The organism is Saccharopolyspora erythraea NRRL 2338, from assembly GCF_000062885.1.
Classification (GTDB): Bacteria; Actinomycetota; Actinomycetes; order Mycobacteriales; family Pseudonocardiaceae; genus Saccharopolyspora_D; species Saccharopolyspora_D erythraea.
The window spans coordinates 5,876,768-5,895,866 of the sequence record NC_009142.1 but is presented as its reverse complement, the minus strand read 5'-3'; the positions used below and the strand labels follow the sequence as shown (position 1 = coordinate 5,895,866).

Genomic DNA, 19,099 nt, shown 5'->3' with positions numbered 1-19,099 from the left:
CAAGCATGACAGATTGTGATCATGGCAAGGTTCCGCATGTACCCCACCGCAGTGCAGGAGCAGCAGATGCTGTTGCACTGCGCGCACGCGAGGTACGTATGGAACCTCGCCGTGGAGCAGCATTCGCACTGGCAGAAGGGCCGCAGGTCCGCTCCCGGGTTTGCCGAGCAGTGCAAGCAGCTCACTGAAGCCCGCGCTGCCAGCGAGTGGTTGCGCGCTGGGAACGTGGATGTGCAGCAGCAAGCGCTCAAGGACTTCGCCTACGCCAAGCAAGCTCGGTTCAGCGCTGGTTTCGGTGAGCCGACTTGGCGCAAGAAGCACAAGCACGAAGGCTTCCGAGTGATCGGAACCGACCGGGTACCAGCCTGCCGAGACGACGGAACACCGCTGCTCAACGGCAAGGGCAAGCAGGTGATGTCCCGCTCGGTGGTGGTGCGGAAACTCAACAAACACTGGGCACAAGTCAAAGCCCAGGCTGCGGATGGGTACGGTTCCGGCTCTCCCGCCGCCAACCGCCGGACGCGAAAACGTTTCGGGTGACCTGCCACAACGGTCAGTGGCACGTTGCGTTCGCCGTGATCCCCGAGCCGATCGAGGCACCTGGCAACGGTGAGACCGTGGGTATCGACCGGGGCTTGACGATCACTGCGCACCTTTCCGACGGTCGAGTGCTGAACTGCCCGCAGCTCACCGCCAAGGAACGCGCTCGGATTCGCAAACACCAGCGCCGTGCCGCCCGCGCAGCCAAGAACAGCCCCGCCAAGCAAGCCGAGTACGCCAAGGTCGCCCAGCTCAGAGCGCGGGAAGCGAACCGGCGCAAAGACTGGGCGGAGAAGACCAGCACCATGCTGGCCAGCGAATTCGATGTCATCCGGTTCGAAAAACTCAACATCCGCAACATGACCCGCACCGCGCGCGGAACCGTGGCTGAGCCCGGCCGCAACGTCCGTGCCAAGGCCGGTCTGAACCGCAGCATCCTTGCGCAGGGCTGGGGCATGCTGCGATCCCGCGCCGAACACAAAGCACCAGGCCGGGTCGAAGACGTCCCGGCGCCCTACACCAGTCTGCGTTGCAGCGACTGCGGATGGATCGAGAAGAACTCACGCAAGAGCCAAGCTGAGTTCGTCTGCGTGTCCTGCGGTTTCACCTGCAACGCTGACCTGAACGCCTCGATCAACGTCGCGGCAGGACATGCCGGAGGGACAACAACGACCCCTGGTCGTTCACCTGTCCGTGAACCTCAACTCGCCTCGCGGTGAGTTGGAATCCCACGCCTTCAGGCGAGGGAGGATGTCAAATGTGGAACCAGCGCGTCGACGGCGTGTAGTTCACGCCGAGCCGCACGCCCCGGCGGCTCGCGCCCGCGGCGTTCGCGGTCGCCGGCGCCCAGGCGAGCGTGCTCGCGGTCGCCGCCGCTGCGAACAACGTGCGTCGGTTGATGCGCATGCGGCCTCCCCGTCTCGTGGCTGTCGGTGATGGTGGTCCAGACCTGCGACGCCGACCAGCGCCCGATCGGCGCATGACCGGCGACGCGAGTGCGCCGGGCGGTCGATTCAGCCCGCTGGTCCCCCGGTCGGAGATCGCCCGGAAGGGGTCGCCGGAACGCGCCGCTGCCGTACTCTTGGCGAGGTTCGAGAACGATCTTGGGGGCGGTGGGGTTGCGCAAGCTGATCCGGCGGGCGAGGTCCCGGGCCGACTACACGTGGTTCCTCGCCGCCCGCGAGTGGCCGGTGCTCGTCTCGGCGCTCGGCGTGCTGCTCGGCGCGATCACCATCCTGCCCAGCGCGGTCGGGATCGTGCTGTCGCTGCTCGCCCTGGTGCTCGGCATCGTCACCTTCGTGCGCGACCTGCGCCAGCTCCGCGGCCGGTGGTCGGCCTACGAGTTCTCCTCGATCGCCTCGCCCTTCCCGCACCAGCGGATCCCCGCGCCCGCGGCCTACCCGGCATCCCAGTACCTTCACTTCGCCAACCGCGGCACCGCGCTGGTCAGCGACGAGATCGACCGGGCACTGCGCGAGCGTTCGTTCACCGCGGTGGTCGACGAGCAGCCCTACGCGCTGCCACCGCTCCTGCGCGCGACCGCACCGCACGTGCTGCCGATACGGGCCCGCGGCAGGCTGCTGTTCAACGGCGCGGTGGTGGGCATGCGCACCGACCCGCTGCCCGGCGCCGGCGGCGCGCCGACGCCGATCCGCCTGCACCGCGCCAGGTTCTTCGACGTCCAGTGCTCCAACGAGCTGTGCTCGATGCGCATCACCAGGCGCGACACCGGCGAGGAGTTCGACCCGCGCACCCGGCTGCTGACCGACGCCTCGGGCAGGCTGCGCACGCTGGCCGCCGGCGAGCTCGCCGACGTCGTCGGGATCTCCACCCTGGCGCTGACCACCGACGGCCACGTGCTGCTGGTGCTGCAGTCCGACCGCAACGCCGCCAGCCCGATGCTGCTGGCGCCCTCGGGCAGCGGGTCGCTGGAACCCCGCGACCTCAAGGGCCCTGGCGGGGCGGTCCACGGGGCGCTGCGCGACTCCCTGCGGGCGGGCATGGAGCGCGAGCTGCGGGAGGAGACCGGCCTGCCCGCCGAAGCGCTCGCCGGCACCGAGCTGACCGGATTCGCGCGCTGGATGGAGCGCGGCGCGAAACCGGAGTTCTTCGGGGTGACCAGGCTGTCGGTCTCCAGCGCCGAGGTCCGCGGCACCCGGGCCAAGGGCGCGGAGCTGCTGTACAGCGAGGGCGTGGACGCGGTCGGGATCGACCTCGCCGCGCTGGGTGAGGAGCTGCGGGCGGGCACCGGGGTCCTGGCCGCGGACAGCCTCCCGGACAAGATCCGCGACGTCGGATCGCTGCCCCTGCTGCTGGCGCTGCGCGCCGCGGCGCTCGTCGAAGCCGGCGAGGCGGCGGTGGAGGAGCGACGACCGTGACGACGAGGGTGGCGCGGCAGGCCCGCATCGTGGAGCTGGTGTCGTCCATGGGCGTGCGCAGCCAGACGGAGCTGGCCAGGCTGCTGGCCGGCGACGGGATCGAGGTGACGCAGGCGACGTTGTCGCGGGATCTCGACGAGTTGGGTGCGGTGAAGCTGCGCGGCCCGGACGGCGGTGCCGCGGTGTATGTCATTCCGGAGGACGGGAGTCCGGTGCGTGGGGTGCAGGGCGGGACGTCGCGGTTGAGCCGGCTTCTCGGTGAGTTGCTGGTCAGTGCCGACGGTTCCGGCAACCTGACGGTGTTGCGGACTCCGCCGGGGGCTGCGCAGTTCTTGGCGAGTGCGATCGACCGTTCGGCGTTGTTGGAGGTCGTGGGTTCGATCGCGGGTGATGACACGGTGATGGTCATCGCTCGGGAGCCGTTGACCGGGCTTGACCTGGCCGAACGCTTCACCGCCATGGCCTCCGGTCTTGAAGCCCCCGATGGGGCTTCAAGTGGCCCATAGGGCATCCGCGCTCCGCGTGGATCCCGGAGGCGAGTGCGGTGCCCGCCGCGTCAGGCCCGTCGAGCGCGACGTCGACCCGGCCGACGCTCTCGGCCTCAACTTCGAGGCTCTCGTCTTCGTCACCATGCGCAGCGCGGACCGCGAGACCCTCGACTCGGTCGTACAGGCCGTCGCCCGCGTCCCCCACGTTCTGCAGGCCCAACGGCTCTTCGGCGACCCCGACTGCCTGCTCCGCGTCATCACGCGGGACCTGCCCGCCTTCCAGGAGCTCTACGACGAGCGCCTCTCCACCCTCCCCGGAGTCCAGCGCCTCAGCTCCACCCTCGTCACGAAGAGCGTCGTCGAGAACCGGCCCCTGCCCCTCTGACAATCGCCATGCCGGACGCGCCCGGCATGGCGCTCCAACGGCTACGTTGGGGTCCGGACGGCGGTCGCCGAGAGGTGTGCCTGGCAAACCGGTGATCTTCTGCACCGGCACCCCCACTCGGTTTGATTGATGTTGCATAGGCGTGCATAATCATCCGCATGACGGTTCGGGTGGCGGTTGCGGGTGCGAGCGGCTACGCGGGCGGGGAACTCCTGCGCCTGCTGCTGTCGCACCCGGAGGTCGAGATCGGCGCGCTCACGGCGGGCGGCAATGCGGGCAGCGAGCTGGGTGCGCACCACCCCAACCTGCTGCCGCTGGCCGACCGCGTGCTGGCCGACACCACGACCGCGCAGCTCAGCGGCCACGACGTCGTCTTCCTGGCGCTGCCGCACGGCCACTCGGCCGCCATCGCCGCCGAGCTCGGCGACGACACCGTGGTCATCGACTGCGGCGCCGACCACCGGCTCAACGACCCGACCGACTGGGCCCGCTGGTACGGCGGCGAGCACCCCGGCACCTGGCCCTACGGCATCCCGGAGCTGCCCGGGCTGCGGGAGCGGCTCACCGGCGCCCGCCGGGTGGCCGTGCCCGGCTGCTTCCCGACCGTCTCGTCGCTGACCATCGCGCCCGCGCTGGCGGCAGGCCTGGTCGACCCCGAGGTCGTCGTGGTCGCGGTCACCGGCACCTCCGGCGCCGGGCGGGCGCTCAAACCGCACCTGCTCTCCGCCGAGGTCATGGGCTCGGCCAGCGTCTACGGCGTGGGCGGCGCGCACCGCCACACCCCCGAGCTGATCCAGAACCTCAGCGCCGCCGGAGGCGAGCCGGTGCGGGTGTCCTTCACGCCGGTGCTGGCCCCGATGGCGCGCGGCATCCTGGCCACCTGCAGCGCCGCGCTGCGCGCGGACACCGATGCCGAAGCGGTCCGCAAGGTCTACCTCGACGCCTACGGCGACGAGCCCTTCGTGCACGTGCTGCCCGAGGGCACCTGGCCGCAGACCTCGGCGACGCTGGGAGCCAACACGGTGCACCTGCAGGTCACCGTCGACGACGACGCCGGCCGCCTGGTCGCCGTCGGCGCGGTCGACAACCTCACCAAGGGCACCGCGGGCGCAGCCGTGCAGTGCATGAACCTCGCGCTGGGACTGCCGGAGACCACGGGCCTGCCGCTGGTGGGGGTGGCGCCGTGACCGGCTTCGACCTGCGGCTGCACCCCGAACGACTCGCGGTCGGCCTGGTGCCGCCGCACGCCAACATCGCGCTCACCGGCGGCACCGCCGCGATCCACGGCACGCTGACGACCGAGGCGGGCCGCACGGTGGTCTTCCCGCACAGCCTCGCCGAGGACGCCGGGCCCGACATCCGCGTGGAGGGCCCGTTCGTGGCGCTGGAGGTCGCCGAGACGCTGGACTTCTCGCTGACCGGCGTCCTGGTCAGCCTGCTGACCCCGCTGGCCGACGCCGGTATCGGCGTGTTCACGCTGTCGACCTTCGACACCGACTGGATCCTCGTCCCGGCCGACGACGCCGATGCCGCGGCCAAGGCGCTCACCGCCGCCGGGCACTCGGTCCGCACCGAGCCCGGCGGCACCCGCACCGGCGCATCGCAGGAGCCGCACCACCCGACCTCAGACAGCGCCCAACACACCGAGGAGCAGCGATGAGCGTGACCGGTCCAGCCGGTTTCCGTGCGGCCGGGGTGGCCGCGGGCATCAAGTCCGGGGGCGCCCTGGACCTGGCGCTGGTGGTCAACGACGGGCCGGCGAGCACCGCGGCCGGGGTGTTCACCACCAACAGGGTCAAGGCCGCGCCGGTGCTGTGGTCGCAGCAGGTCCTCCAGGAGCGGCGGCTGCGCGCGGTCGTGCTGAACTCCGGCGGCGCCAACGCCTGCACCGGCCCGGAAGGCTTCCAGGACACCCACGCCACCGCCGAGAAGGTCGCCGACGTGCTCGGCGCCGGCGCGATCGACGTCGCGGTGTGCTCCACCGGCCTGATCGGCGAGCGGCTGCCGATGGACGCCGTGCTCTCCGGCGTCGAGACCGCCGCCAAGGCCCTCGACGGCACCGAGCAGGCCGCATCCGACGCCGCCAACGCCGTGCTCACCACCGACACCCGCGCCAAGCAGGCACTTGCCACCGGGGACGGCTGGTCGGTCGGCGGCTTCGCCAAGGGCGCCGGGATGCTCGCGCCGAACATGGCCACCATGCTCAGCGTGCTGACCACCGACGCGGTGATCGGCGGCGACGACCTGGAGCGGGCGCTGCGCGAGGCCAGCCGCGTCACCTTCGGCAGGCTCGACGTCGACGGCGGCACCTCCACCAACGACACCGTCCTCGTGCTGGCCTCCGGCGCCTCCGGCGTCGAGGTCTCCGCCGAGGACTTGACCGCGGTGCTGACCGAGGTCTGCACCGACCTCGTGCGCCAATTGCAGGCCGACAGCGAAGGCGCGACCAAGGCCGTCGACATCACCGTGCGCGGCGCGCTCAGCGAGGACGACGCCGTCCACATCGGACGCACCATCGCCGAGGACAACCTGGTCAAGACCGCGCTGTTCGGCTCCGACCCGAACTGGGGCCGGATCGCCATGGCGCTGGGCCGCTCCGGGGTGGACATCGAGGCCGACAAGGTCGAGATCGCCGCCAACGGCGTCACCCTGTTCGCCGCCGGTACGCGGGCCCGCGACCGCAGCGAGGCCGACCTGTCCGGCCGCGACATCGAGATCGTGGTCGATCTGCACCTCGGCGAGCACCAGGCCACGATCCTGACCACCGACCTGTCGCACGGCTACGTCGAAGAGAACAGCGCGTACTCGTCATGACCGAGAACCCCGTGAGCGACCGGCTGTCGACCGCCGCGGAGAAGGCCAGCGTGCTCATAGAGGCGCTGCCGTGGCTGCAGCGCTTCCACGGCGCCACCGTCGTGGTCAAGTACGGCGGCAACGCCATGATCGACGACGAGCTCAAGACCGCCTTCGCCCAGGACATGGTGTTCCTGCGGCTGGCGGGCCTGCACCCGGTCGTCGTGCACGGCGGCGGACCGCAGATCACCGCGATGCTCGAACGCCTCGGCATGCAGGGCGAGTTCCGCGGCGGGCTGCGCGTCACCACGCCGGAGACGATGGACGTGGTGCGGATGGTGCTGTTCGGCCAGGTCGGCCGCGAGCTCGTCGGCCTGATCAACCAGCACGGCCCGCACGCGGTCGGCATGTCCGGGGAGGACGCCGGGCTGTTCACCGCCAGGCGCCGCACCGCGACCGTCGACGGCGAGGCCGTCGACGTCGGCCTGGTCGGCGACGTCGTGTCGGTCAACCCCGACGCCGTGCTCGACCTGATCCGCGCAGGCCGCATCCCGGTGGTCTCCACCATCGCCCCGGATCCCGACGGCGTCGTGCACAACGTCAACGCCGACACCGCCGCCGGAGCGCTGGCCGAGGCCCTCGGTGCGGAGAAGCTCGTGGTGCTCACCGACGTCGAAGGCCTCTACACCGACTGGCCGGACAGGTCGTCGCTGGTGACCAGGCTCGACGCCGACGAGCTCGAAGCGCTGCTGCCGGGACTGGCCTCCGGGATGGTGCCGAAGATGGAGGCCTGCCTGCGGGCGGTGCGCGGCGGGGTGCCGCGCGCCCACGTCATCGACGGCAGGCTCGCGCACTCGGTCCTGCTCGAAGTGTTCACCAGTGCGGGCGTGGGCACCATGGTGCTGCCCGCCGGAACGGGGGAGAAGTGATGACCGGCAACACCGACGGCGGGCAGCGCTGGCAGTCGTCCATGATGGACAACTACGGCACCCCGAAGCTGACCCTGGTCAGCGGCTCGGGCTGCGAGGTCACCGACGCCGACGGGCGGACCTACCTGGACCTGGTCAGCGGCATCGCGGTCAATGCGCTCGGCCACTGCCACCCCGCGGTGGTCCAGGCGATCGGCGACCAGGCCGCCCGGCTCGGCCACGTCTCCAACTTCTACGCCCACGACGGCGGGCTGCGGCTCGCCGAGGAACTGCTCGACCTCGCCGGGCTCACCGGCCAGGGCCGCGTCCTGTTCTGCAACTCCGGCGCGGAGGCCAACGAGACCGCGTTCAAGATCTCCCGGCTGACCGGCAGGACCAAGGTGGTCGCCACCGACGGCGGTTTCCACGGCCGCACCATGGGCGCGCTGGCGCTGACCGGCCAGCCCGCCAAGCGAGCCCCCTTCGAACCGATGCCCGCAGGCGTCGAGCACGTGCCCTACGGCGACGTCGCGGCACTGGAGTCCGCCGTGGACGACACCACCGCGGCGGTGTTCCTCGAACCGATCCAGGGCGAGAACGGCGTCATCGTCCCGCCGGAGGGCTACCTGCAGGCCGCCCGCGAGATCACCAGCCGCAACGGCGCCCTGCTGGTCGTCGACGAGGTGCAGACCGGCATCGGCCGCACCGGCTCGTGGTTCGCCTTCCAGCGCGCCGGCATCCTCCCGGACGTGATCACGCTGGCCAAGGGCCTCGGCGGCGGCCTGCCCATCGGCGCCTGCATCGGCGTCGGCGCGGTGGGCGACCAGCTGCGCCCCGGCATGCACGGCACCACCTTCGGCGGCAGCCCGATCGCCTGCGCCGCCGCGCTGGCGGTGCTGCGCACCATCGCCTCCGAAGGGCTGCTCGAACACGTCGACCGGATGGGCAAAAACCTCACCGCCGGGATCCAGGCGCTGGGCCACCCGCTGGTCGGCGAGGTCCGCGGCGCGGGCCTGCTGATCGGCGTCGGCCTGACCAGTCCCGTGGCCGCCGACGTCGCGGCCCGCGCGCTCGAGGCCGGCTACCTGATCAACCCGGTCCAGCCCGACGCGCTCCGGCTCTGCCCGCCGCTGGTGATCCAGCCCCAGCAGGTCCAGCGGCTGCTGGCCGACCTGCCCGCTCTGCTCGAGGTGACCAAGTGACTCTGAGGCATTTCCTCCGCGACGACGATCTCAGCCCGGCCGAACAGGCCGAGGTGCTCGACCTCGCGGCCGAGCTGAAGGCCGATCCGCTCGGCTGCGACGCGCTGGCCGGTCCGAAGTCGGTGGCCGTGATCTTCGAGAAGAACTCCACCCGCACCCGGCTGTCCTTCGAGGTCGGCATCCGCCAGCTCGGCGGCCAGCCGGTCGTGGTCGACGGGCGGATGATGCAGCTCGGCCGCGAGGAGACCATCGAGGACACCTCCCGGGTGCTGTCCCGCTACGTCGACGCCGTGGTCTGGCGGACCTTCGCCCAGGCCAGGATCGACTCGATGGCCTCGGCCTCGACGGTGCCGGTGGTCAACGCGCTCACCGACGAGTTCCACCCCTGCCAGGTGCTGGCCGACCTGCAGACCATCCGGGAGCGCCACGGCGACCTCGCCGGGCTCACCCTGACCTACCTCGGCGACGGCGCCAACAACATGGCGAACTCGCTGCTGGTCGGCGGTGCGACGGCGGGCATGCACGTGCGCGTCAGCGCCCCCGAGGGCTTCGCGCCCGCCGACTGGGTCCTCGACGCGGCCAAGAAGCGCGCCGCCGAGACCGGCGGTTCGGTGTCGGTGTTCACCGAGCCGAAGCCGTCGGTCGAGGGCGCCGACGTGCTGGTGACCGACTCCTGGACCTCGATGGGCCAGGAGAACGACGGCAAGGACCGGGTCAGCCCGTTCCGGCCGTTCCAGGTCAACGCCGACCTGCTGGCCGCGACCGGCAAGCCGGCCGCCAGCGTCCTGCACTGCCTGCCCGCCCACCGCGGCTGGGAGATCACCGACGAGGTCATCGACGGCCCGGCCAGCGCGGTGTTCGACGAGGCCGAGAACCGCCTGCACGCCCAGAAGGCGCTGCTGACCTGGCTGGTGCGACGACCGTGACCACCCGGGTTGCGCGGCAGGCCCGCATCGTGGAGCTGGTGTCGTCCATGGGCGTGCGCAGCCAGACGGAGCTGGCCAGGCTGCTGGCCGGCGACGGGATCGAGGTGACGCAGGCGACGTTGTCGCGGGATCTCGACGAGTTGGGTGCGGTGAAGCTGCGCGGCCCGGACGGCGGTGCCGCGGTGTATGTCATTCCGGAGGACGGGAGTCCGGTGCGTGGGGTGCAGGGCGGGACGTCGCGGTTGAGCCGGCTTCTCGGTGAGTTGCTGGTCAGTGCCGACGGTTCCGGCAACCTGACGGTGTTGCGGACTCCGCCGGGGGCTGCGCAGTTCTTGGCGAGTGCGATCGACCGTTCGGCGTTGTTGGAGGTCGTGGGTTCGATCGCGGGTGATGACACGGTGATGGTCATCGCTCGGGAGCCGTTGACCGGGCTCGACCTGGCCGAACGCTTCACCGCCATGGCAGCCGGCGAACGCGAGGCGAGTGGCCCGTAGGGCCGTGCAGATCCAGACCGAAACCCACCACGACGACTGAGGAACCCACCGTGACGCAGCAAGACGGCGGCCAGGCCGGCCAGGCGGAGCCCACCAAGCTCTGGGGCGGCCGCTTCGCCTCCGGCCCGGCCGAGGCGATGGCCGCGCTGAGCCTGTCGACGCACTTCGACTGGCGCCTGGCGCCCTACGACATCGCCGGTTCGCGCGCCCACACCAGGGTGCTGCACAAGGCGGGCCTGCTCACCGCCGACGAGCTCGAACGCATGCTGGCCGGGCTGGACGTGCTGGCCGCGGACGTCGAGTCCGGCGCCTTCCAGCCCGTGATCGACGACGAGGACGTGCACACCGCCCTCGAACGCGGCCTGCTCGAGCGCGTCGGCCCCGAGCTCGGCGGCAAGCTGCGGGCCGGCCGCTCCCGCAACGACCAGGTCGCCACGCTCTTCCGGATGTGGCTGCGCGACGCGGTCCGCCGCGTCACCTCCGGCGTGCTCGACGTCGTCGACGCCCTCACCGCCCAGGCCGCGGCGCACCCCGACGCGGTGCTGCCGGGCCGCACGCACCTCCAGCACGCGCAGCCGGTGCTGCTCGCGCACCACCTGCTCGCGCACTGCCAGTCGCTGCTGCGCGACGTCAGCCGCCTGCGCGACTGGGACGCCCGCACCGCGTTCTCGCCCTACGGCTCCGGCGCGCTGGCGGGCTCCTCGCTCGGGCTGGACCCGCAGGCCGTCGCGGCCGAGCTCGGCTTCGACGGCGGCGCGGTCGACAACTCCATCGACGGCACGGCCTCGCGCGACTTCGCCGCCGAGGCGGCGTTCTGCCTGGCGATGCTCGGGGTGAACTTGTCCAGGGTCGCCGAGGAAGTCATCATCTGGAACACCGCCGAGTTCGGCTACGTCACGCTCGACGACGCCTGGGCCACCGGCAGCTCGATCATGCCGCAGAAGAAGAACCCCGACGTCGCCGAGCTCGCCCGCGGCAAGTCCGGACGGCTGGTCGGCAACCTCACCGGCCTGCTGGCCACCCTCAAGGCCCAGCCGCTGGCCTACAACCGCGACCTGCAGGAGGACAAGGAGCCCGTCTTCGACTCCGTCGAACAGCTCGATCTCCTGCTCCCCGCGATGGCGGGCATGCTCGGCACGCTGACCTTCCACACCGAACGGCTCGCCGAGCTGGCACCGGCCGGCTTCACCCTCGCCACCGACATCGCCGAGTGGCTGGTGCGCCAGGGCGTGCCGTTCCGCGTCGCGCACGAGGCGTCGGGGGAGTGCGTGCGCAAGGCCGAGGCGCGCGGCGCCGGGCTCGACGAGCTCACCGACTCCGAGCTGGCCGCCACCCACCCGGCGCTGACCCCCGAGGTGCGCGAGGTCCTCACCGTCGGCGGCTCGATCGCCTCCCGCGACGCGCACGGCGGCACCGCCCCGGCCAGGGTCGCCGAGCAGCGCGAACGCGTCGTGGCCACCGTCGCCGGCCATCGGCAGTGGCTGGCCGGCTGATCAGGACGGGTAACCTCTACGCACGTGAGCCAGGTGGAACGCGACGAGCTCGCGCACGACCCGCTGTGGGTGGCGCGGCGGCTGCTGGGCTGCGAACTGCGCTCGGTCAGCCCCGACGGTGAGGTCCGCGTCCGCCTGGTCGAGGTCGAGGCCTACCGCGGCGGGGACGACCCGGCGTCGCACTGCTACCGGGGCCGGACCGAGCGCAACGCCGTGATGTTCGGCCCCGCCGGGCACCTCTACGTCTACTTCGTCTACGGCATGCACTTCTGCATCAACGTCGTGTGCCTGACCGACGGGGTGCCCGGCGCGGTGCTGCTCCGCGCGGGTGAGATCACCGCCGGGCACGACCTCGCCCGCCTGCGCAGGCCCGCGGTGCGCAAGGACGACCAGCTCGCCAGCGGCCCCGCCCGGCTGGCCAGCGTCCTCGGCATCACCCGCGACCACAACGGCATCGACCTCACCGCACCCGACTCGCCGATCGGCCTGCACAACGGTCACCCGGTCGACGAGGACGACGTCCGCACCGGCCCCCGCGTGGGCGTGGCCGCCGCGATGGACCTGCCGTGGCGTTCCTGGGTGGACGGCTCGCCCGCGGTCAGCCCCTACCGGCGCGGCGGCCGCCGCCGGGCCCGCGAGCGGGCATAACGCGCACCGCGAGGCGGGGGACCGGCCGTTATAGCGCTTGCGCGCATGCAGCAGAATTGCGGGCGTGAGTGAGCACATCCTTGACGACCTGTCCTGGCGCGGCCTGATCGCGCAGTCCACCGACCTCGACACCCTCCGGTCCGATCTCGACGCCGGCCCGCTCACTCTCTATGCCGGCTTCGACCCCACCGCGCCGAGCCTGCACGCCGGGCACCTGATCCCGATCCTGACCCTGCGCCGCTTCCAGCAGGCCGGCCACCGGCCGGTCGTGCTCGCCGGTGGCGCGACCGGCCTGATCGGCGACCCGCGCGACGTCGGCGAGCGCAACCTCCACGACGCCGACACCGTCGTGGAGTGGACCGAGCGCATCAGGCGCCAGCTGTCGGCGTTCGTCGACTTCGACGACACCCCGACCGGCGCGATCATGGCCAACAACGCCGACTGGACCGCCGACCTGCCGGTGACGGCCTTCCTGCGCGACATCGGCAAGCACTTCTCGGTCAACACCATGCTGGCCAGGGAGACCGTGCGCAGGCGCCTGGAGACCGACGGCATCTCCTACACCGAGTTCAGCTACATGCTGTTGCAGGCCAACGACTACGTCGAGCTGCACCGCCGCCACGGCACCAGCCTCCAGCTCGGCGGGTCGGACCAGTGGGGCAACATCATCGCCGGGGTCGACCTGGTCCGGAAGCAGAACGGCGCCGCCGTGCACGCCCTGACGCTGCCGCTGGTCACCGACGCCGAAGGACGCAAGTTCGGCAAGTCCACCGGCGGCGGCAACGTCTGGCTCGACCCGGCGATGACCTCGCCGTACGCCTGGTACCAGTACTTCGTCAACGCCGCCGACGCCGACGTCGCCAAGTACCTCCGGCTGTTCACCTTCCTGTCCCGGGAGGAGATCGAGGAGCTCGAGCGCACCACGGCCGAGAAGCCCCAACTGCGAGCCGGCCAGCGCCGGCTAGCCGAGGAGCTGACCACCCTGGTGCACGGCGAGCAGCAGACGCGCCAGGTCGTCACGGCCAGCCAGGCCCTGTTCGGCCGAGGCGAACTGCGGGACCTCGACGAGTCGACGCTCGACGCCGCGATGGCGGAGGTGCCCACCGGCGAGGTCGACCTCTCCGACGGCCCGACGATCGTGGAACTGCTGGTGGAGACCGGCCTGGTGGCGGGACGCGGCGCCGCCCGCCGCACCGTCAACGAGGGTGGCGCTTACGTCAACAACAGCAAAATCGCAGATGAGACGTGGTCTCCGTCGAAGGAAGACCTGCTGCACGGCCGCTGGCTGGTAGTGCGCCGTGGCAAGCGTCACACTGCGGGCGTGAAGGTGTTGCATTAACCTGGGAGCAGCGCCGGAAACGGTCATTGACCTGCGGCTTTAGCCGGGTCGGATCGCTTCGGGCGCTGCTTCGAGCCGATTTGACTCCGTGTTCATCGGCGCGTAAATTACTTCATGTCAGCGCGGAACGGGCCGGACGGAGAAACGGACCGGGCACTGACGGGGGTTGCGAACCAAGCTCCTGCCTTCGGGTGGTAGAGTGGGCGGCCTTGAAACACGAATGAGCTTTGATAGCTTGACTGGTGTTGACAACTCAAATGCAGTGCTCGTTCGGTGAGCGCGGTGGGAAACGGGAAAGGCCGACCCCCCTGAAATCGCCGAAAATCGGGTCTGCTAGAGTGGTGGACACAAGCGAGAGGAAATGCTCCCCGGAGCTTCGCGGCCTGAAAATGGGGTCGGGTGATGGTGTGGGTGTGTTCTTTGAGAACTCAACAGCGTGCCGATGATTTAGGTTAGTGTAGATTGTATGCCCCTGAATCTCGTGAACGGCCTTGATGGTTGTTTGTGGGGTTTGGTGGTTTCTTTGAGTATGGCGCTCCGGCCCTTGTTGTGGGGTTGTTTGAGTGTCTGCTGGGATTGTTTTCGACAGTCATTGTTGGAGAGTTTGATCCTGGCTCAGGACGAACGCTGGCGGCGTGCTTAACACATGCAAGTCGAACGCTGAAGCATCTTCGGGTGTGGATGAGTGGCGAACGGGTGAGTAACACGTGGGTAATCTGCCCTGCACTCTGGGATAAGCCCGGGAAACTGGGTCTAATACCGGATAGGACACATGGCCGCATGGTCTGTGTGTGGAAAGTTCCGGCGGTGCAGGATGAGCCCGCGGCCTATCAGCTTGTTGGTGGGGTGATGGCCTACCAAGGCGACGACGGGTAGCCGGCCTGAGAGGGTGACCGGCCACACTGGGACTGAGACACGGCCCAGACTCCTACGGGAGGCAGCAGTGGGGAATCTTGCGCAATGGGCGAAAGCCTGACGCAGCAACGCCGCGTGGGGGATGACGGCCTTCGGGTTGTAAACCTCTTTCGACATCGACGAAGCCTTCGGGTGACGGTAGGTGTAGAAGAAGCACCGGCTAACTACGTGCCAGCAGCCGCGGTAATACGTAGGGTGCGAGCGTTGTCCGGATTTATTGGGCGTAAAGAGCTCGTAGGCGGTTTGTCGCGTCGTTCGTGAAAACTGGAGGCTTAACCTTCAGCTTGCGGTCGATACGGGCAGACTTGAGTTCGGTAGGGGAGACTGGAATTCCTGGTGTAGCGGTGAAATGCGCAGATATCAGGAGGAACACCGGTGGCGAAGGCGGGTCTCTGGGCCGATACTGACGCTGAGGAGCGAAAGCGTGGGGAGCGAACAGGATTAGATACCCTGGTAGTCCACGCCGTAAACGTTGGGCGCTAGGTGTGGGGACTGTTTCCACGGTTCCTGTGCCGTAGCTAACGCATTAAGCGCCCCGCCTGGGGAGTACGGCCGCAAGGCTAAAACTCAAAGGAATTGACGGGGGCCCGCACAAGCGGCGGAGCATGTGGATTAATTCGATGCAACGCGAAGAACCTTACCTGGGTTTGACATGCACTAGACTGCCTCAGAGATGGGGTTTCCCTTGTGGTTGGTGTACAGGTGGTGCATGGCTGTCGTCAGCTCGTGTCGTGAGATGTTGGGTTAAGTCCCGCAACGAGCGCAACCCTTGTCCTGTGTTGCCAGCACGTAATGGTGGGGACTCGCGGGAGACTGCCGGGGTCAACTCGGAGGAAGGTGGGGATGACGTCAAGTCATCATGCCCCTTATGTCCAGGGCTTCACACATGCTACAATGGCCGGTACAGAGGGTTGCGATGCCGTGAGGTGGAGCGAATCCCTTAAAGCTGGTCTCAGTTCGGATCGGGGTCTGCAACTCGACCCCGTGAAGTCGGAGTCGCTAGTAATCGCAGATCAGCATTGCTGCGGTGAATACGTTCCCGGGCCTTGTACACACCGCCCGTCACGTCATGAAAGTCGGTAACACCCGAAGCCCATGGCCCAACCCTTTGGGGGGGGAGTGGTCGAAGGTGGGACTGGCGATTGGGACGAAGTCGTAACAAGGTAGCCGTACCGGAAGGTGCGGCTGGATCACCTCCTTTCTAAGGAGCAGCATCACGTCCATCGACAGTTGTCTGTTGGTGGGGTGTCCATGGTGGGCAAGGCGAGTGTTCTTGCGCTGTGGGTGCTCGGAGGATTAGTGGAAACGCTGACCGTTGGTCTTGTTGTTCAAGGCTTGAAGATCGTTTGGCACGTTGTTGGGTCCTGAGGGAACACACTGTGTGTGGGCTCGTCTGGTTGTTGTTTGAGAACTGTATAGTGGATGCGAGCATCTTTGTGGCCAAGTTTGAAAGGGCACATGGTGGATGCCTTGGCACCAGGAGCCGATGAAGGACGTGGGAGGCTGCGATATGCCTCGGGGAGTTGTCAACCGAGCTGTGATCCGAGGATGTCCGAATGGGGAAACCCAGCCCGAGTGATGTCGGGTTACCAGCATCTGAATGTATAGGGTGTTGGGGGGAACGCGGGGAAGTGAAACATCTTAGTACCCGTAGGAAGAGAAAACACTGGTGATTCCGTGAGTAGTGGCGAGCGAAAGCGGAGGAGGCTAAACCGTGCATGTGGGATACCTGGCAGGGGTTGCGTGTGCGGTGTTGTGGGGCGCTGCTGGAGGAGGCTGCTGACTCTTCAGCGTGTGTGTGTTGGTTAGTTGAACAGGTTGGGATGCCTGGCCGGAGTGGGTGAGAGTCCCGTAGGCGAAAACCGATATGCCGCGTGTGGTGGTGTTCCCGAGTAGCAGCGTTTCCGTGGAGGGCGCTGTGAATCTGGCGGGACCACTCGCTAAGCCTAAATACTTCCTGGTGACCGATAGCGGATAGTACCGTGAGGGAATGGTGAAAAGTACCCCGGGAGGGGAGTGAAAGAGTTCCTGAAACCGTGTGCCTACAATCCGTCAGAGCCTTTGGGTGATGGCGTGCCTTTTGAAGAATGAGCCTGCGAGTTGCTGCTGCGTGGCGAGGTTAACCCGTGTGTGGGGTAGTCGGAGCGAAAGCGAGTCTGAAGAGGGCGTTTGAGTCGCGTGGTGCAGACCCGAAGCGGGGTGATCTACCCATGGCCAGGGTGAAGCGCGGGTAAGACCGTGTGGAGGCCCGAACCCACCAGGGTTGAAAACCTGGGGGATGAGTTGTGGGTAGGGGTGAAAGGCCAATCAAACTCCGTGATAGCTGGTTCTCCCCGAAATGCATTTAGGTGCAGCGTTGCGTGTTTCCCGGGTGGGGTAGAGCACTGGTTGGCTGATGGGCCCTATCAGGTTACTGACGTCAGCCAAACTCCGAATACGCCTTGGGTGAAGCGTGGCAGTGAGACGGCGGGGGAGAAGCTTCGTCGTCGAGAGGGAAACAGCCCAGAACACCGGCTAAGGCCCCTAAGTGTGTGCTTAGTGGGAAAGGATGTGGGATCGCTGAGACAACCAGGAGGTTGGCTTAGAAGCAGCCATCCTTGAAAGAGTGCGTAATAGCTCACTGGTCAAGTGGTCCTGCGCCGACAATGTAGCGGGGCTGAAGTACACCGCCGAAGCCGTGTCAATGCGATTGAGGTCGTGTTGGGTAGGGGAGCGTCCTGCATGCTGTGAAGTGCCGCCGTAAGGTTGGTGTGGAGTGTGTGGGAGTGAGAATGCAGGCATGAGTAGCGAGTGCAGAGTGAGAATCTCTGCCGCCGGATGACTAAGGGTTCCTGGGGCAGGTTCGTCCGCCCAGGGTGAGTCGGGGCCTAAGGCGAGGCCGACAGGCGTAGTCGATGGATAACGGGTTGATATTCCCGTACCCGTGCGCATGCGTCCATGGTGAAACGGTTGAGACTAACCATCCGCTGGCTGTGTGAGTCTTCGGACGAGCGTAGTTGGTGCATGGGACCTGATTCCGCGGTAGTCAAGTGATGGGGTGACGCAGGAGGGTAGCTCTGCCAGTGAGTGGTAGTACTGGTGTAAGCCTGTAGCCCGGTGTGTAGGTAAATCCGCGCACCATTGGGGTGAGGGGTGATGCGTAGCCGTGGTGGTGAAGTGAGTGATCCCATGCTGCCGAGAAAAGCCTCTAGCGAGTGTGTGCATGGCCCGTACCCGAAACCGACACAGGTGGTCAGGTAGAGTATACCGAGGCGGTCGGGTGAACTGTGGTTAAGGAATTCGGCAAAATGCCCCCGTAACTTCGGGAGAAGGGGGGCCACTGCTGGTGAACGCCCGTGCGGTGGGAGCTGGTGGTGGCCGCAGAGGCCAGGGAGAAGCGACTGTTTATTAAAAACACAGGTCCGTGCGAAGTCGTAAGACGATGTATACGGACTGACGCCTGCCCGGTGCTGGAACGTTAAGAGGACCCGTTAGCCTCCTTGTGGGGTGAAGCGGAGAATTTAAGCGCCAGTAAACGGCGGTGGTAACTATAACCATCCTAAGGTAGCGAAATTCCTTGTCGGGTAAGTTCCGACCTGCACGAATGGCGTAACGACTTCTCCGCTGTCTCGACCACAGGCCCGGTGAAATTGCAGTACGAGTAAAGATGCTCGTTTCGCGCGGCAGGACGGAAAGACCCCGGGACCTTTACTATAGCTTGGTATTGGTGTTTGGTTCGGCTTGTGTAGGATAGGTGGGAGACTGGGAAGCGCTCACGCTAGTGGGTGTGGAGTCGTTGTTGAAATACCACTCTGGTCGTTCTGGGCATCTCAACCTCGGGCCCTGATCGGGTTCAGGGACAGTGCCTGGTGGGTAGTTTAACTGGGGCGGTTGCCTCCTAAAGGGTAACGGAGGCGCCCAAAGGTTCCCTCAGCCTGGTTGGCAATCAGGTGTTGAGTGTAAGTGTATAAGGGAGCTTGACTGTGAGACTGACGGGTCGAGCAGGTGCGAAAGCAGGGACTAGTGATCCGGCACTGGCTGGTGGAAGCGGTGTCGCTCAACGGATAAAAGGTACCCCGGGGATAACAGGCTGATCTTGCCCAAGAGTCCATATCGACGGCATGGTTTGGCACCTCGATGTCGGCTCGTCGCATCCTGGGGCTGGAGTTGGTCCCAAGGGTTGGGCTGTTCGCCCATTAAAGCGGCACGCGAGCTGGGTTTAGAACGTCGTGAGACAGTTCGGTCCCTATCCGCCGCGCGCGTAGGAGACTTGCGGAAGGCTGTCCCTAGTACGAGAGGACCGGGACGGACGGACCTCTGGTGTGCCAGTTGTCCCGCCAGGGGCATGGCTGGTTGGCTATGTTCGGAAGGGATAACCGCTGAAAGCATCTAAGCGGGAAGCCTGTTCCTAGATGAGGTCTCCCTCCCCTTTGTGGGTTAAGGCCCCCAAGAGATGATTGGGTTGATAGGCTCGACATGGAAGTCCAGTAATGGATGGAGTGGACGGGTACTAATAGGCCGAGGACTTGTTCACAAAGATTGCTGCGCATCCACTATACGGTGTCTGAAACAACAACCAGGTTGGTTGTTGTGGCATCTAATTGAATGGTT

16 protein-coding genes and 2 rRNA genes are annotated in these 19,099 nt (G+C 67.4%); 17 read left to right on the top strand and 1 reads right to left on the bottom strand.

What is annotated here, in order from left to right; all coding sequences use genetic code 11:
* The first annotated feature begins 36 nt into the window (after positions 1-36).
* On the top strand, positions 37-540 hold the full coding sequence (locus tag SACE_RS38920; protein ID WP_197537713.1) for a helix-turn-helix domain-containing protein: 504 nt from the start codon (positions 37-39) through the stop codon (positions 538-540).
* Positions 453-1,259, top strand: a complete 807-nt coding sequence (locus tag SACE_RS38915) for an RNA-guided endonuclease InsQ/TnpB family protein (RefSeq protein WP_231850088.1) — start codon at positions 453-455, stop codon at positions 1,257-1,259. Before SACE_RS38920 ends, SACE_RS38915 begins: the two co-directional genes overlap by 88 nt.
* 34 nt (positions 1,260-1,293) lie before the next feature.
* Here SACE_RS38915 and SACE_RS38435 read toward each other — a convergent pair whose 3' ends face one another.
* Complete coding sequence (locus tag SACE_RS38435) at positions 1,294-1,446, bottom strand: hypothetical protein (protein ID WP_009951360.1); 153 nt, start codon at positions 1,444-1,446, stop codon at positions 1,294-1,296.
* A gap of 206 nt (positions 1,447-1,652) precedes the next feature.
* Here SACE_RS38435 and SACE_RS25425 point away from each other — a divergent pair, with 206 nt between their 5' ends.
* The 15 genes from SACE_RS25425 to SACE_RS25355 all read left to right on the top strand — a co-directional run bounded on the left by SACE_RS25425 (position 1,653) and on the right by SACE_RS25355 (position 19,022).
* On the top strand, positions 1,653-2,918 hold the full coding sequence (locus SACE_RS25425) for a hypothetical protein (RefSeq protein WP_009951362.1): 1,266 nt from the start codon (positions 1,653-1,655) through the stop codon (positions 2,916-2,918).
* Entirely contained in the window at positions 2,915-3,424 is a 510-nt protein-coding gene (locus SACE_RS25420; protein WP_009951364.1) for an arginine repressor, read from the top strand. Before SACE_RS25425 ends, SACE_RS25420 begins: the two co-directional genes overlap by 4 nt.
* Before the next feature lie 16 nt (positions 3,425-3,440).
* Positions 3,441-3,791, top strand: coding sequence for an Lrp/AsnC family transcriptional regulator (locus tag SACE_RS25415; protein ID WP_011874658.1), 351 nt, complete (start codon positions 3,441-3,443; stop codon positions 3,789-3,791).
* 158 nt (positions 3,792-3,949) lie between these two features.
* A complete protein-coding gene (gene argC / locus SACE_RS25410; protein WP_009951368.1) occupies positions 3,950-4,978 on the top strand; it encodes an N-acetyl-gamma-glutamyl-phosphate reductase in 1,029 nt (342 codons plus the stop codon).
* Positions 4,975-5,451 (top strand): ACT domain-containing protein, encoded by a 477-nt coding sequence (locus tag SACE_RS25405; RefSeq protein WP_009951370.1) that lies wholly within the window; start codon positions 4,975-4,977, stop codon positions 5,449-5,451. Before argC ends, SACE_RS25405 begins: the two co-directional genes overlap by 4 nt.
* On the top strand, positions 5,448-6,605 hold the full coding sequence (gene argJ / locus SACE_RS25400; RefSeq protein ID WP_009951371.1) for a bifunctional glutamate N-acetyltransferase/amino-acid acetyltransferase ArgJ: 1,158 nt from the start codon (positions 5,448-5,450) through the stop codon (positions 6,603-6,605). The genes SACE_RS25405 and argJ overlap by 4 nt, the downstream gene beginning before the upstream one ends.
* Positions 6,602-7,513 carry an acetylglutamate kinase gene (argB, locus tag SACE_RS25395; protein ID WP_009951373.1) on the top strand — a complete coding sequence of 304 codons (912 nt, stop codon included), beginning with the start codon at positions 6,602-6,604 and terminating at the stop codon, positions 7,511-7,513. Before argJ ends, argB begins: the two co-directional genes overlap by 4 nt.
* Positions 7,513-8,694, top strand: coding sequence for an acetylornithine transaminase (locus SACE_RS25390; RefSeq protein ID WP_009951375.1), 1,182 nt, complete (start codon positions 7,513-7,515; stop codon positions 8,692-8,694). Before argB ends, SACE_RS25390 begins: the two co-directional genes overlap by 1 nt.
* Positions 8,691-9,620 carry an ornithine carbamoyltransferase gene (gene argF, locus SACE_RS25385; protein WP_009951376.1) on the top strand — a complete coding sequence of 310 codons (930 nt, stop codon included), beginning with the start codon at positions 8,691-8,693 and terminating at the stop codon, positions 9,618-9,620. Before SACE_RS25390 ends, argF begins: the two co-directional genes overlap by 4 nt.
* Positions 9,617-10,114, top strand: a complete 498-nt coding sequence (locus SACE_RS25380) for an arginine repressor (protein ID WP_081495008.1) — start codon at positions 9,617-9,619, stop codon at positions 10,112-10,114. The genes argF and SACE_RS25380 overlap by 4 nt, the downstream gene beginning before the upstream one ends.
* 50 nt (positions 10,115-10,164) lie before the next feature.
* Positions 10,165-11,607: an argininosuccinate lyase gene (gene argH / locus SACE_RS25375; RefSeq protein WP_009951557.1), complete on the top strand. Its 1,443-nt coding sequence runs from the start codon at positions 10,165-10,167 to the stop codon at positions 11,605-11,607.
* Between the two features lie 24 nt (positions 11,608-11,631).
* On the top strand, positions 11,632-12,255 hold the full coding sequence (locus SACE_RS25370; protein ID WP_009951558.1) for a DNA-3-methyladenine glycosylase: 624 nt from the start codon (positions 11,632-11,634) through the stop codon (positions 12,253-12,255).
* A gap of 64 nt (positions 12,256-12,319) precedes the next feature.
* On the top strand, positions 12,320-13,594 hold the full coding sequence (tyrS, locus tag SACE_RS25365) for a tyrosine--tRNA ligase (protein ID WP_009951559.1): 1,275 nt from the start codon (positions 12,320-12,322) through the stop codon (positions 13,592-13,594).
* A 592-nt stretch (positions 13,595-14,186) separates the two neighbouring features.
* Positions 14,187-15,710: ribosomal RNA gene (locus SACE_RS25360) — 16S ribosomal RNA — on the top strand.
* 237 nt (positions 15,711-15,947) lie between these two features.
* Positions 15,948-19,022, top strand: a 23S ribosomal RNA gene (locus tag SACE_RS25355).
* The 16S and 23S rRNA genes sit together here, the layout of an rRNA operon.
* Positions 19,023-19,099 lie beyond the last annotated feature (77 nt).

Coding starts and splice junctions, on each gene's coding strand:
- SACE_RS38920 (WP_197537713.1), top strand. CDS start 37: ATGTACCCCACCGCAGTGCAGGAGCAGCAGATGCTGTTGCACTGCGCG.
- SACE_RS38435 (WP_009951360.1), bottom strand. CDS start 1,446: ATGCGCATCAACCGACGCACGTTGTTCGCAGCGGCGGCGACCGCGAGC.
- argC (WP_009951368.1), top strand. CDS start 3,950: ATGACGGTTCGGGTGGCGGTTGCGGGTGCGAGCGGCTACGCGGGCGGG.
- argJ (WP_009951371.1), top strand. CDS start 5,448: ATGAGCGTGACCGGTCCAGCCGGTTTCCGTGCGGCCGGGGTGGCCGCG.
- argB (WP_009951373.1), top strand. CDS start 6,602: ATGACCGAGAACCCCGTGAGCGACCGGCTGTCGACCGCCGCGGAGAAG.
- SACE_RS25390 (WP_009951375.1), top strand. CDS start 7,513: ATGACCGGCAACACCGACGGCGGGCAGCGCTGGCAGTCGTCCATGATG.